The organism is Polaribacter sp. R2A056_3_33 (genome assembly GCF_019278485.1).
Taxonomy (GTDB): domain Bacteria; phylum Bacteroidota; class Bacteroidia; order Flavobacteriales; family Flavobacteriaceae; genus Polaribacter.
This window is the reverse complement of the sequence record NZ_CP058984.1, coordinates 69,494-83,691: the sequence shown is the minus strand read 5'-3', so window position 1 is coordinate 83,691 and position 14,198 is coordinate 69,494. Positions and strand designations below refer to the sequence as shown.

At 31.5% G+C, this 14,198-nt stretch carries 13 protein-coding genes; 3 read left to right on the top strand and 10 right to left on the bottom strand.

Features of this window, described 5'->3' with window-relative positions; all coding sequences use genetic code 11:
- Window positions 1-47: 47 nt before the first annotated feature.
- From H0I29_RS00395 to H0I29_RS00355, 9 genes are all read right to left on the bottom strand, one after another.
- The gene (locus tag H0I29_RS00395; protein WP_218754024.1) at window positions 48-467 is read right to left on the bottom strand and encodes a Fur family transcriptional regulator; all 420 of its coding nucleotides are present in this window, start codon (window positions 465-467) and stop codon (window positions 48-50) included.
- Complete coding sequence (locus tag H0I29_RS00390; protein WP_218754023.1) at window positions 467-1,657, bottom strand: efflux RND transporter periplasmic adaptor subunit; 1,191 nt, start codon at window positions 1,655-1,657, stop codon at window positions 467-469. Before H0I29_RS00390 ends, H0I29_RS00395 begins: the two co-directional genes overlap by 1 nt.
- A gap of 4 nt (window positions 1,658-1,661) precedes the next feature.
- Window positions 1,662-5,996, bottom strand: a complete 4,335-nt coding sequence (locus tag H0I29_RS00385; protein WP_218754022.1) for a CusA/CzcA family heavy metal efflux RND transporter — start codon at window positions 5,994-5,996, stop codon at window positions 1,662-1,664.
- Window positions 5,997-6,118: 122 nt separating this feature from the next.
- A complete protein-coding gene (locus tag H0I29_RS00380; RefSeq protein ID WP_218754021.1) occupies window positions 6,119-6,427 on the bottom strand; it encodes a DUF6660 family protein in 309 nt (102 codons plus the stop codon).
- A 127-nt stretch (window positions 6,428-6,554) separates the two neighbouring features.
- Window positions 6,555-8,048 (bottom strand): potassium/proton antiporter, encoded by a 1,494-nt coding sequence (locus H0I29_RS00375; RefSeq protein WP_218754020.1) that lies wholly within the window; start codon window positions 8,046-8,048, stop codon window positions 6,555-6,557.
- A gap of 64 nt (window positions 8,049-8,112) precedes the next feature.
- Window positions 8,113-9,153 (bottom strand): ACR3 family arsenite efflux transporter, encoded by a 1,041-nt coding sequence (gene arsB, locus H0I29_RS00370; protein WP_218754019.1) that lies wholly within the window; start codon window positions 9,151-9,153, stop codon window positions 8,113-8,115.
- A gap of 2 nt (window positions 9,154-9,155) precedes the next feature.
- The gene (locus tag H0I29_RS00365) at window positions 9,156-9,788 is read right to left on the bottom strand and encodes a low molecular weight phosphatase family protein (protein ID WP_218754018.1); all 633 of its coding nucleotides are present in this window, start codon (window positions 9,786-9,788) and stop codon (window positions 9,156-9,158) included.
- Between the two features lie 28 nt (window positions 9,789-9,816).
- Window positions 9,817-10,284 (bottom strand): DUF6428 family protein, encoded by a 468-nt coding sequence (locus tag H0I29_RS00360; protein ID WP_218754017.1) that lies wholly within the window; start codon window positions 10,282-10,284, stop codon window positions 9,817-9,819.
- 50 nt (window positions 10,285-10,334) lie between these two features.
- Window positions 10,335-10,667, bottom strand: coding sequence for a helix-turn-helix transcriptional regulator (locus H0I29_RS00355; protein WP_218754016.1), 333 nt, complete (start codon window positions 10,665-10,667; stop codon window positions 10,335-10,337).
- Window positions 10,668-10,972: 305 nt separating this feature from the next.
- Here H0I29_RS00355 and H0I29_RS00350 point away from each other — a divergent pair, with 305 nt between their 5' ends.
- The gene (locus H0I29_RS00350) at window positions 10,973-11,872 is read left to right on the top strand and encodes an EamA family transporter (RefSeq protein ID WP_218754015.1); all 900 of its coding nucleotides are present in this window, start codon (window positions 10,973-10,975) and stop codon (window positions 11,870-11,872) included.
- 58 nt (window positions 11,873-11,930) lie between these two features.
- Here H0I29_RS00350 and H0I29_RS00345 read toward each other — a convergent pair whose 3' ends face one another.
- Window positions 11,931-12,449 (bottom strand): peptide-methionine (S)-S-oxide reductase, encoded by a 519-nt coding sequence (locus tag H0I29_RS00345; RefSeq protein WP_218754014.1) that lies wholly within the window; start codon window positions 12,447-12,449, stop codon window positions 11,931-11,933.
- A gap of 505 nt (window positions 12,450-12,954) precedes the next feature.
- On the opposite strand from H0I29_RS00345, the gene H0I29_RS00340 reads away from it, so the two are divergent.
- Window positions 12,955-13,320 (top strand): CidA/LrgA family protein, encoded by a 366-nt coding sequence (locus H0I29_RS00340; RefSeq protein WP_218730994.1) that lies wholly within the window; start codon window positions 12,955-12,957, stop codon window positions 13,318-13,320.
- On the top strand, window positions 13,317-14,012 hold the full coding sequence (locus H0I29_RS00335; RefSeq protein ID WP_218730993.1) for an LrgB family protein: 696 nt from the start codon (window positions 13,317-13,319) through the stop codon (window positions 14,010-14,012). The genes H0I29_RS00340 and H0I29_RS00335 overlap by 4 nt, the downstream gene beginning before the upstream one ends.
- The last annotated feature ends 186 nt before the right edge of the window (window positions 14,013-14,198 follow it).

Sequence of the window (14,198 nt, the reverse complement as noted above, 5' to 3'; positions counted from 1 at the left end):
AATTATAGCTCAAAGATGCTATAAAATTCAATGCAACGGAAGTGCATTTATTGTCCGCTACATTTATCACATATTCCTTTTACAACGAGGTTGATGTTTTCTGAAATGAAACCATCGGGTACTTTTATTTGTGGAATTTTATGATCTGTTAAGCAAACTGTTTCATTACAATGATTGCAATGAAAATGTAGGTGCAAATCGGTTTCAATTTCACAATTACATCCTTGTGCACAAAGGGCGTATTTAGTAATACCCGTTCCATCATCAATTTGATGTACAATTGTCTTTTCTTCAAAAGTTTTAATTGTTCTGTATAAAGTTGTTCTGTCTGCTTTTTCAAAAGCATTTTCAATATCCGTTAGGGTAACAGCAACTTGTTTTTTTGCCAAAAACTTGTAAATAAGCAGTCGCATTGCTGTGACCCGAATATTGTTAGATTCTAAAAAATGTTCTATTGTTTGCGTCATTAATGTGAATGTTCTGCGTCTCCTTTTTTCATTTCTGCAATAAGGTAATACGCATTGTTATAAGCAAATTTTGTATTAGGATTTATTTCATTCGGAAAAGTTAAAGCGATCCAGTCACCATCTTTTTGGCCTGGAATAACCTCTACGGGTTTAAAACTCCAAGCATCATTTTCTTTTTCAACAGAAAAAACATAAAAATGATCTCCTTCTTTTGTAATAGCACTTTCTGGAAATGCTATTGTTTCTGTGCTTTCTACCTGAATTCTTCCTTTAATATACATTCCCGGAATTAAATTTCCTTCTTTATTTTCTATTTCTGCGTGTATGTGAATTGCTTTTGGATTTTCTTCAAAAGTTTTACCTACTGAATAAATTTCTGCCGTTAATTCTTGATTAGGAATCGATTGAACATCAAACGTTATTTTCTGACCTTTCTTTACTTTGTAAACATCTTTTTCGAAAACCATTAAATCAGCGTGCACGTGATGTGTGTCTACAATTTCGAATAATTCTGTTTGTGGATCTACATATTGACCCATTTTTACTTGAACTTTTTGCACAAAACCTTCAATTGGAGTTCGCAATGCAATACGTTGAAAAATAGTGCCATTTCTAACAGAAGAAGTATTTATGTTTAACAGTTTTAATTGTGCAGCCATTCCATTAACTAATGCTTTTGAAGCTTCATACTCAGCTGCTGCTTTTTGAAAATTAGCACCAGAACCAACTCCAGCTTTGTATAGTTTATTTTGACGCTCAAAACCCTTTTGTAGAAAATTACGATTGCTATAAGCATTTAAATATTCCGTTTGCATTTTTATAATATTTGGATGTGATAGGTACGCCACAACCTGCCCTTTATTTATTTTGTCTCCTTCAATCACTTTAATAGAAACCACATTTGCACCTATAACTGTAGTTATTGCTGCTTCATTTTGTGGCGGAACCTCTAAGGTTCCATTTGCTTCTACAAAACCACTCATTTGTCTTGTAGTTATAGTTGCTACTTTCATTTTTAAAGCATCAAATTGTTGAGTAGAAATCATCGCTTCTTCAAGATGTTCTTCTTGCTTTACTTCTGTTTTAACTTCTATATCGTGTGCATGTGTATCTTCTTTTTTATCACCGCATGAAGTTAATAAAACTGAGAGAATTAATACTGCTAGAATGTTATATATTGTGTTTTTCATTGTCTTAATTTTTAAAATATTGTAATTCAAAAGTACTTTCTAAATAATTTATAAATGCATCTTGTGCGTCTAATTCAGACTGTATGGCTTCCTTTATAAGTTGTGTAAATGCGGTATAATCAATCTCTCCTTCTTTGTAAGCAAATAGAGCACCTGTTTTTTGACTTTTTACAAGTGGTAAAGCTTCTTCTTTATAAAACAACCAAGAAGTTTTCCATTTTTGATAATTTTCTTTTGCCTGAAATAATTTAGATTTAATTTCTTTCTGTTTGAATTGTACATTTGCTTTAGCTATTTCTGTATCTATTTTAGCAGTCTTAATTTGTGCTTTTGTTCTCCCAGATAAAAAGGGAATAGAAATACCTACTTGATAACTATAAAATCCGGAAACTCCTTGTACTTCCTGTAAACCTCCTTTAAGATTCAATTTAGGTAAGTTTTCTGCTTTTGCTACTTTGTAGTTCGCTTCTGCTTCTGTTACTTGCAGCTGAGAAAGACTGTATAATGGGTGCAATTCTGGGTTAATCGTACTGATATCAATAGTATTTAGGTCTTCAAATTTATCTGATACGGTAAACAACTCATCTGAAACAAACCATAAATTGAATTGTTGTATTGCAATAATATATGCACTATAGGCTTGTTTTGTTTTATTCTGAATCTGTAACTTTTGATTTCTAGCCGCTAAATATTCTAATTTAGAGATTGCTTCTACTTCATAATTTAACTTTACAGATTTTTCGAAATTAATATAAATTGAGTCTAATTCTTTATATAAATAGTAGTTGCTCTTTGTCTGAAATACTTTTGACCAAGCTTTTTTTACTTCTAGCTCTAAATCTAACTCAGAAAGTTGATAGGCTTTTTCAGCCAATTGAATACGTTGTTTATTTAATTTTCGTTTAGATGAAATTCCAAAAACATCAATGTTAGATTGCCCTAAACCAATAGTTGTGTAAACACCAGCACCATTGTTTAGTTCTTCTCCGCTTGTATAAATTTGAGTAGTACCAAAATCAAAAGTAGAACTTTTTAATAGTTGCTGTTTTTCAATTTCTAACTGTCCTTCTTTTAAACTAGGATAATTTTCTTTTGATAATTCTAGAGCATCTTGCATTGAAAGTATCGGTAGCTTATTTAGAGACTCTTGGGCATTTCCTGCAATAGGTAATAAGAATATAAATACTAAAATAGCGGTAGTTGTAATGAGTTTTTTATTTATCTTAAAATTGAAAGTTTTGTTTTCTACCCAATGATATAAAATAGGTAAAACAAATAAAGTTAATAAGGTAGCCGTCAATATACCACCAATAACAACGGTTGCTAAAGGTCTTTGCACTTCTGCGCCTGCAGATGATGAAATTGCCATTGGAAAAAAACCTAAAACATCGGTAAGTGCAGTTAACATTATAGGTCTAATACGTCTTTTGGTACCTTCTATAATTCTATCTTTTAAATTAGTAACACCTTCTTCTTTTAATTCATTTAAACCACTAATCATTACTAGTCCGTTAAGAACAGCAACTCCAAAGAGTACTATAAAACCAACACCTGCAGAAATACTAAAAGGCATGTCTCTAAGCCATAATGCAACAACACCGCCAATGGTTGCCATAGGGATTGCTATGTAAATCATTAAGGTTTGTGGTAGCGATTTTAATGCAAAATAAATCAATACAAAAATAAGTAACAAGGCAATCGGAACAACGGTTTGCAAGCGATTACTAGCACGTTCTAAGTTTTCAAAAGCGCCTCCATAGCGGATAAAATACCCAGAAGGTAATTCCAATTTCGCATCTAATTTTACTTTAATTTCTTCTACTAAAGATTTTACATCACGCCCTCTAACATTAATACCAACATAAGTTCTTCTATTGGTATTGTCTCTACTTATTTGCATAGGCCCCGATTTATAACTCACATCTGCAACTTCGCGAAGCGGAACTTGTATTCCAGAGGGCAAGTTGATAAATAAGTTTTTAACGTCTGAAATGTCTTTTCTATTTTCAGAATTTAAACGAACTACTAAATCAAAACGTTTTTCACCTTCAAAGATAATACCAGCGGTTCCTCCTGAAAATGCAGATTGAACAATCTGATTCAGCATGTTTATTTGCAAGCCATATTGCGCTAGTTTACTTCTATTATATGTGATGGTTATTTGTGGTAAACCTGTGGTAGCTTCCGTTTTCATATCACCAATACCTTTTGTTCCTGCAATAATCTTAGAAATTTCTTCGGCTTTTTTAGAAAGAATATCAATGTCTTCTCCATAAATTTTTATAGCAATATCTTCACGAACACCTTCAAGCAATTCATTAAAACGCATTTCCATAGGTTGCGTGAATTCATAATTTACTCCTGGAATAATTTCTACGGCTTCTTTTATTTTTTCAATTAACTCGTCTTTAGAAGTTACAGTTGTCCATTCATTTTTAGGTTTCAGAATAACAAAAACATCAGCTAGATCCATAGGCATGGGGTCTGTAGGGATTTCTGCAACTCCTATTTTACTAACAACTTTTTTAACTTCTGGAAACTTAGACATTACAATTTGCTCAACTCGAGTTGTCGTTTCAAGTGTTTCTGTAAGAGAACTACCGGGTTTTAGAATAGCGTGAAATGCAATATCTCCTTCATCTAGTTGTGGTATAAATTCTCCTCCCATTTTAGAGAACATAAATACAGTTACACCAAATAAAACGACCGAGATACCAACAATTAGTTTTCCGTTTTTTAAAGCTTTCTCTAATATTGGTTGGTATTTTCGTTCTGTCCAAAGCACAAATTTATCACCATACGATTTTTTGTCAGATTTAGGTGTTCTTAAAATTAAGGCAGACATCATTGGTACATATGTTAAGCAAAGAATCATGGCGCCAATCATGGCAAATATGAATGTTAAAGCCATTGGCTTAAACATTTTTCCTTCGATACCTTCTAATGCTAAAATGGGTAAAAACACAATTAAGATGATAAGTTGACCAAAAAAGGCTGCATTCATCATTTTTTTAGAAGCATTAGCTGCTACACCATCCCTTTTTTTTTGTGATAATTTCTTCTTTTTTAAGACTTGTGTAGCTATAATAAAAACAGTGCTTTCTACAATAATTACGGCTCCGTCAACAATAATTCCGAAATCTATAGCTCCTAAACTCATTAGGTTTGCCCAAACACCAAATGCATTCATTAAAATAAAAGCAAATAATAATGATAATGGAATTGTTGAAGCCACAATTAAGCCACCACGCCAATTACCTAATAAAAAAATGAGGACAAAAATGACGATTAGAGCGCCTTCAGTTAGGTTTTTCGAAACTGTAGATGTTGTTTCTTTAATCAGTTTACTTCTGTCTAATAAAGGTTCTATACTAACACCTTCTGGTAAAGATTTTTCAATCTCAGCCATTCTTTCCTTTACATTTTTTATAACATCATTGGAGTTGGCTCCTTTAAGCATCATTACTGTTCCGCCAACAACCTCACCATTTCCATCTTGAGTCATAGCACCATAACGAACGGCAGCACCATATTGAACGGTTGCAATATCTCCAATTGTAATTGGAATGTTATTAGTGTTTTTAATAACAATTTGTCTAATATCATCTAAATTTCTTGCCAATCCTTCTCCACGAATAAAATTGGCTTGATGATTTTTTTCGATATAAGCACCTCCTGTATTTTGATTATTGACTTCCAACGCTTCAAAAACATCGGTAATAGTTAAGCCAATTGCTCTTAATTCATTCGGATCTAGGGCAACTTCATATTGCTTAATTTTTCCGCCTATGGCGTTTACCTCAACAACACCTTTTACCATGGCCATTTGACGTTGTACAATCCAATCTTGCATGGTTCGCAAATCGGTAATTGAGTATTTGTCTTTAAATGCTTGCTTTACTTTTAAGGTGTATTGATAAATTTCTCCTAATCCAGAAGATATTGGTCCCATGGATGGTTCTCCAAATCCTTCGGGAATATGAGCTTTAATATCGTTTAGTTTTTCAGCTACTAATTGACGTGGCAAATACGTGCCCATATCGTCATCAAAAACAACGGTAACAACAGACAGACCAAAGCGAGAAATAGAACGAATTTCTTGAACATTAGGCAGATTACTCATGGCAATTTCTACAGGGTAGGTTACTATCTGTTCAATATCTTCTGTGCCCAAGTTTGGCGCTTGGGTAATTACTTGTACTTGGTTGTTTGTAATATCTGGCACAGCGTCTATAGGTACTTTGGTCATGCTCCAAATACCTGCTGCAATTATGGTAAGCGTAAGCAAACCAATAATAAACTTGTTATTGATTGAGAAATCAATGATTTTATTAATCATAAAAAAAGATTTAATTCAGTGAAACATCTCGATATAATTCAATTATAAAAATAGAATCATTCGAAATAAAAAGAACCTAAAAGATTCAAAATGGGATATAAGTATCCTGTAAAAGAATTAAATTATGCTATTGGAGGCTGTAAAATTGAAGAAGTATACTCTTTTTCTGAGCCATTTAAAAAGAAAAAATCTTGTGTCGAAATTTCAGAAACTTCAATTTTTATAAAAGTTAATTGAAGATCTGTTGCGTTTACGTGGCAACATTGACAAATACAAAAAGGCGAACATAAATCTGAGTCTTGATGTTTGTGGTTGTCGGTAATTTGTGAAATTTTGGTTTGTACATGATCATTAGGCACAATAAAATCTGCACAAGGTGTTAGGTTGAGTGCAAAAATATAAATAGCTAATAAAAATATTAAAAATTTCATTGATGCAAATATAGAAACTTATTCTTGCAATGGTATTGCAAACTGATGATTGAATTCAATATGCTTTAAATTGCTATAAGATATCAGTATTTTTCAATTTTATAAGACTAAAAAAGGTTCGTTTTTATTACTCTGTTACATTTTCAATATAACTCATTCCGTATTTATTAAATACGTCACAAACTTCTTTTATACTGTGATCATTGTCTAGCAATATTACAAGCGTGTCGTTTGCTTCAATAACAGTTGCTCCCCCTGGGCGCACAAATTTACCGTCTCTTTTTATCATACTTATAAAGGCACAAGTTGGAAAGTGTAAATCTACAATTCGTTTATTAACAGCTGTACTGTCTGCTGGAATTTTTAATTCTTTCATAGCAGATTTTGGTAAATTCAAAATATAACGATCATTCTCTGCAACCGGACTTAATTTTTCTGGTAGCGCAACATTTAACCATTTAGAAAAAAGAGATAATGTGGTACCTTGTATTAATACAGAGGTTACCGAGATAAAAAAGACAATATTAAAAATAACATTTGCTTTGTCTATTCCCGCTAAAAGCGGATAGGTGGCAAACACAATAGGCACAGCGCCACGTAAACCAACCCAAGAAATGTAGAGACGTCTACGAAGTTTCATTTTAAAAAATAGTAAACTAATAAAAACACTTATTGGTCTCGCAATTAAAATTAAAAATATAGAAATTAAGATTCCAACGCCCATATAAGGGATTATCTCTGAAGGAAAAACAAGCAAACCTAAAGTCAGGAACAATACAATTTGCATAAGCCACGCCATACCATCAAACATTTTTAGAATGGTCGATTTATGTATTAAATCATGATTTCCTAAATAAACAGCACAAATGTAAATTGCTAAAAAACCATTTCCGCCAACTGCATCTGTAGCCGAAAAAGTAATAAACATAAGGGCAATGACTAAAACAGGATACAAACCCTCGAAGTCAAGTTTGATTTTATTGATGATAAATACGCTTAATTTACCAAAACCAAAACCTGCGATTCCACCAAAAATCATTTGTTGAAAAAATGTTGGAATTATAGAAGCAATACTTAAATCTTGGTTGATTACTAAAGTTAAAAAAGCCAATGTTAATACATATGCCATTGGGTCGTTACTACCACTTTCTAACTCTAAAGTTTGTCTTAAGTTATTTTTTAAAGCTAAATTTTTTGATCTTAAAATGGAAAAAACGGCAGCTGCATCTGTAGAAGAAACAATAGAGCCTAGAAGTAAACTTTCGTATATCGTAAAGTCCGTAACAAACCAAACAAAAGTACCTAAGGAAAGTGCCGTAAGTAAAACACCTACAGTAGATAAAACTAGACCTTCTTTTAAAATTGGTTTTATTGCTTTAAAATTGGTGTCTAAACCACCAGAAAACAAGATAAAGTTAAGTGAAACAATCCCTATAAATTGTGCCATTTTTGGATCATCGAAATTAATACCGCCAATCCCTTCTGATCCTGCCATCATTCCGATAGCTAAAAAAAGTATTAAAGTTGGTACTCCAAATTTATAGGAGGTTTTACCAACAATAATACTTATAAAAAGGAGTATAGATCCTACTAATAGTATGTTTTCAATGGTTAAATTCATTTATGCAATTTCTTAAGATGGTTTACACAAATTTAACTCATTATATAGTAAAATGTTTATAAAACTAGGCTTTATTGTAATATTTTTTCTTCAACCAAAAAGAAACACGTACTAATAAAATTAAAGCAGGCACTTCTACTAAAGGACCTATTACACCTGCAAAAGCCTGTCCGGAGTTTAAACCGAAAACAGCAATGGCAACTGCTATTGCTAATTCAAAATTATTACCTGCAGCTGTAAATGCCACGGCTGCAGTTTTATCATATTCTGCCCCTGATGCTTTGGTAAAGAAAAATCCAATAATAAACATCAATGTAAAGTAAATTAATAAAGGAACAGCGATGATTAATACATCCATAGGTATCTCTACAATTAATTCTCCTTTTAAAGAAAACATCACTACAATGGTAAATAACAATGCAATTAAGGTTAATGGAGAAATTGTAGGGATAAATTTGTTTGTGTACCAATCTTCTCCTTTTAATTTCACTAAAATTAATCTACTTAAAATACCTAATAGAAACGGGACACCTAAGTAAATAGCAACACTTTCAGCAATAGTGGCTACAGAAATATCTACAATTGCACCTTCAAAACCAAAATAGGGTGGAAGTACAGTGATAAAAAGCCATGCATAAAAACTATATGCAAAAACTTGAAATATACTGTTTAAAGCCACTAGTCCAGCTCCGTATTCAGCGCTTCCTTCTGCTAAATCATTCCACACCAAAACCATTGCAATACAACGAGCCAAACCAATTAAAATAAGTCCCACCATGTATTCTGGATAGTCACGTAAAAATGTAATTGCCAAAATAAACATTAAAACAGGACCAATAATCCAATTTAAAATTAGTGAAATGGATAAGATTTTTGTGTTCTTAAAAACCTTAGGTAATAGTGCGTAGTTTACTTTCGCCAAAGGCGGATACATCATTAATATTAAGCCAATTGCAATAGGAATATTTGTAGTTCCGCTGCTAAAGGAATTTATAATGTTTGGAAAAGTAGGAATAAAATACCCCAAACTTACTCCAATTGCCATGGCAACAAATATCCATAAAGTTAAATAACTGTCTAGAAAACTTAATTTTTTTGAAGCCATTTTTATAAATTTACTTGTGAGAAAATGTAAAATAATTCCGCTGCAATTTGCAAGCTTCTTTCTTGGTATTTTTCTGCTTGTTGAGGTGTATTGTCAAATGCCTTTGGATCTTCAAAAGTTATTGGAATACGTTTTTCTGCACCAGCAATAAACGGACAACCACCATCCGCTTGCGAGCAAGTCATAATAGCAGCAAATTCAGATTTCGGATTAAAATCGTCATCTAACTTTTTAGAAAACCCAATAATAGGATGTGCATTCTCTCCGTATTTTATACTATAAACAGGGTTTTTACCTTCTGAAATTGTTTTAATATGGAAACCTTGATTTTTCAACGTTTCTGCAGCCATCGGGAAAAGAGCAGTAGCTTCTGTTCCTCCAGAATAACAAAATACATTTTTAACGTTAAAATAGCTAGCCATTGCTTGTGCCCAAACCTGAGATAAATGGCTTCTTCTAGAATTATGCGTACAAATAAAGTTGATTCTAATTTCTTGTTGATTAGAAACTTTGGTTTTAATATAATCTGCCAAAGGTTGTAAAACGGTTTTACGTTCTTCTGTTATGGCTGCAAAGTTTAAACCTTTAATTACGTTTTCTATTTCTGAAAACAGTGTTGTTTGTGTTGTGATCATTTTTATTTAAGTTGATTTTTTTTTTAGTTTAACAACATCCACTTCCTGGAGCACAAGAATTTCCTGTAGCTATTTCTGAAAATTGTAATTTTGTTTTTTCTTCCGGAATTCCGCAATTGTCTTTGGCTAAACAATCTGTTTGCTTAGAAGTTAGTAAGAAGTTTGTTCCATCAAAATCAAGTCCGAATTTACCAATAGTTTCTGCTTGGTATTCTACTTCAATTTCTAAATTTCCAATGGCTAAAACCTTTTCAGAAAGCTCTATAATATTTAATAATTTTTCTGGGTGCAATCTGTGGTCATAATCATCGGCATTCCAAAGTTGAAAGTTTACTACTTCTTCGTTTCTAACGGTTCCGCCGCAATCAATAAAATTTTTGGTGATTTTCCCCACTTCTGTTACATGAAAATGATTTGGTACTAATTCTCCGTTTGGTAATTGAAAACCAATTGTTTTTAAAGCTTTTAGAGCTACTTTTACTTCTGATAATTTCATCTTGATATATTTGTTTATTGCAATTTTGCGATTAATATTTGTAAATTTTTTTAACAGCAATCTGTTTTTTGAGATAAATCTTGATCTAAAAAATCTGACATTACTATTTTCATTGCGGTCCAGTTTTCTTTATGAATGCAGTAACAAACACTTGTCCCTTCTACACTTCCTTTTATCAACCCTAAATGTTTTAATTCTTTTAAGTGTTGAGAAATGGTAGGTTGTGCCAATCCGATTTCACTTACTAAATCACCACAAACACAAGAATCAATCTTAAACAAATGTTGTAAAATAGTTACTCTTGCTGGATGACCAAAAACTTTAGCAAACAATGCTATTTCATTTTGTTGATCCGTAAACATTTCAGTTTTTGCCAATCCCATTTTGTTTCTTTATTTATTCATTGCAATATTACGATTAATATTTGTTCTGTCAAACTTATTTTTTAGTAAAATAAGTTTACCACATTTTAATATTATCATTACTCATAAAAAGTGAGATATTTTAATTTATAATTTTTTTGTCACTTTTTTTATTTTTCTTTGTCCCATCATCACATCAAACAGTGATTTTGTTTAGTGCTTTGTTAATTGTAACTAGAAGATTCATTAAAAATCATTGTCTTTTTTTAGTTAATTTTTTGTTTTTTAAGTGGTGTCTAATTAATTATTGTTTATCTAGTTTTTTTATGAAGTATTTATTTGGAGTTACTATGATTTGGGCTTTTTCGTTTAGCTTAATTGGTGTATATCTTTCTGGGTTTGTTGATGCTTGGTTTTCAGTATTGATGCGTATAGGTGTTGCTACAATGCTTTTTTTACCTTTTTTAAAGCTGAAGAAAATTAAAGTAGCAACAATTTACAAACTTATTGCAATTGGTTCAGTTCAATTGGGTTTAATGTATTGTTTTTACTTTCAATCGTTTCGTTTTCTTACGGTGCCAGAAGTGTTACTTTTTAGTGTGCTGACACCAATTTACATTACTTTATTAAATGATTTTTTAAGTAAAAAATTTCATAAAAGACATCTGCTTACTGCTTTAATAGCTGTTTTAGGAGCTGCTTATATTCAATACTCAAGTATTAGTGAAAATGTATTTTTAGGTTTTATGATTACCCAAGGTGCTAACCTTTGCTTTGCTGTAGGTCAAATCGCTTATAAATATTTATTAAAATCTACGCCTGAATTAAAAAGTACTCCAAAGCATACTATTTTTGGGTTGTTCTTTATTGGAGCATTTCTAGTAGCACTCATTGCTTTTTTCATTTTTGGGGCAACAGAAAAGTTGCCAACCACATCTGTTCAATGGGGAGTATTAATATATTTGGGCGCTGTGGCTTCTGGACTAGGTTATTTTTTTTGGAACAAAGGTGTTGTTATGGTAAATACAGGATCGTTAGCAATTATGAATAATGCATTAGTTCCAATAGGATTAATTGTCAACCTTGTTATTTGGAATAAAGAGGCAGATATTCAAAAGATTTTAATTGGTGGAAGTCTTATTTTTGCTTCTCTTGCACTTAATGAATATCTGAATAAAAAAAATAGCTCTAAATCCTTATTAATTAAAAGTATAAAGACTGATTAAGATTCTCTTTTCTATACTTCATTTTAATAACAGACTTTGGAGAATTCTAGCTACCTAGCTAATTATTACTTACCTTTTTTTTATACTTATACAGTATGTCTAAAGGAATGTGGCAATAAGAATGATCATTCGGGTGCAAGGTTAATCTATGTTGATGTTCTTCATCACTCGGGATAAAATTAGTTAAAGGAAGCACTTCAATCGCTATTTTTTTTATGGTTTTATTTTTAAGGTTTAATGTCTGTTCTATTTTTTGAATACAATTTTTTGCTTTTAACAGATGCTTTTGATGATCGCTGTAAAAGCCTGTGCGATATTTCTCTCCGATATCGTTTCCTTGTTGGTTGATACTATAAGGATCAATAATTTCTAATAAATGATGTATTAAATCTTCAACTGAAATAACCTTAGGGTTAAAGGTTATTTTGACACATTCGGCAAAACCATCATAGCTTGTTTTAGTAGATTTGGTAATTCCATTAGCTCTTCCGGCTTTGGTTTCAAGTACACCTGGTATGTGTTTGAAAAACTCTTGAACACCCCAAAGGCAGCCCCCTGCAATATATATCGTTTCCATTATATTGTTTGTTCTGTTAATTAATCTTTTTTATTGTTTTTAATTGCTGGTAACGTTAAGATGAATATGCCGCGTTTTTAGATTTAATGTTAGCTAAGTTACTTTTTTAAGTTAAGAAATCAAGAGTTGAAACATTCTTTTTTCAATCAAAATCCTACAAGTTTTGTTTTAAAAAAGTAATAATTTAGTGACTATAATAAATTTTTGCTAGTACTCTTATTTCTTGTAACTATTTAGGAATAGTTCTCAGTTTAATTCTAAAAGAAATCTATAAAGTTAATTTACCTTTTTGAAAAAAGGTATTGAGTAGTTGCAAAGTGTATTATTTGGGGTTTCTATAAGGTTCGTTTTTTGTCTTTTAAAATCATTTTTTTTATCCTTAATTTCTATTAATGAATCTTTCTTTTTTTATGTAAATATTATAGAAAATAATATTGTTGTTTCATGAGAATTATCAGCTCTATCTTTTTATAGAACACTACTTTTGTAGTAGAAAAATAATAGTATGATTAGACAATTATTCATAATACTCATGTGTCTTGCTCTAGGTGAGATTATAGTTTATTTCACTGGAATTAAAATCCCTTCAAGTATCATAGGTATGTTGTTATTAACAGCAGGACTTCAATTTAAAGTAATTAAACTTAAATGGATACAGGAAGTTGCTGATTTTCTTTTAGATAACATGGTCTTCTTTTTTATACCACCGGGCGTAGCTATTATGTGTTATCTTGATTTAATTTCAAAAGAACTAGTACCAATACTAGCAGCAATTCTGGGGAGTACTGTTTTAGTTTTACTAAGCACTAGTTTTACACATCAAGTGTTGAGGAAAATAAGATTGAAGAAACTAACAAAAGATAAAAAATGAAACTGATTTCAGAACCTTATATGTTGTTAACCATAACTGTAGGTATTTATTGGTTGACAAAATATCTTCAAAATAAAACCAACTCAGTTCTACTAAATCCTATATTAATAACAATAATTGCTGTAATAGGCATTTTAAAATTAGCAGGTATTTCTTATGAGACTTATCATGAGGCAGGTAAGTTTATTGAGTTTTTTCTAAAACCTTCAATTGTAGCATTAGGAGTACCGTTATATCTTCAGTTAAGTAAAATTAAAAAACAAGTGATCCCTATTTTTATTTCACAATTAGTAGGTTCTATAGTAGGTATAATTTCGGGGGTTCTTATTGCTAAGTGGTTAGGAGCTTCAAATGATGTAATAATTTCGATAGCACCTAAGTCTGTTACGACTCCGCTTGCTATTGATATTTCACAGTCAATAGGGGGGATTCCATCTCTTACTGCATCAATGGTTGTTATGGTAGGAATTTTTGGTTCAGTAGCAGGTTTTAAAATTTTACAACTATTTAAAGTGAGTAACCCAATGTCTAAAAGTCTTTCAATGGGGACCGCAAGTCACGGGCTTGGAACGGCTCAGGCGATGGCTATAAGTCAACGATTTGGAGCATATTCAAGTATGGGGCTTATTTTAAACGGATTGTTTACTGCTATATTTACTCCTATTATTCTAGCATTACTTGGCATTATATAAGAAAGTTGTTTGTTAGGAATATATACGTCCTGTTTTGAAAGGAATCTATAAAGGTGGTTTGTTATTTGAAAAAAGTATGAGTAGTAGTAAAGTAGAATACTTTATTTTAGTATTACGCTATATTAAAAATGCCTCAAGTAATTGAGGCATTTTTTTATTTAGCAAAAAGTGTATTAGAAAAATTAC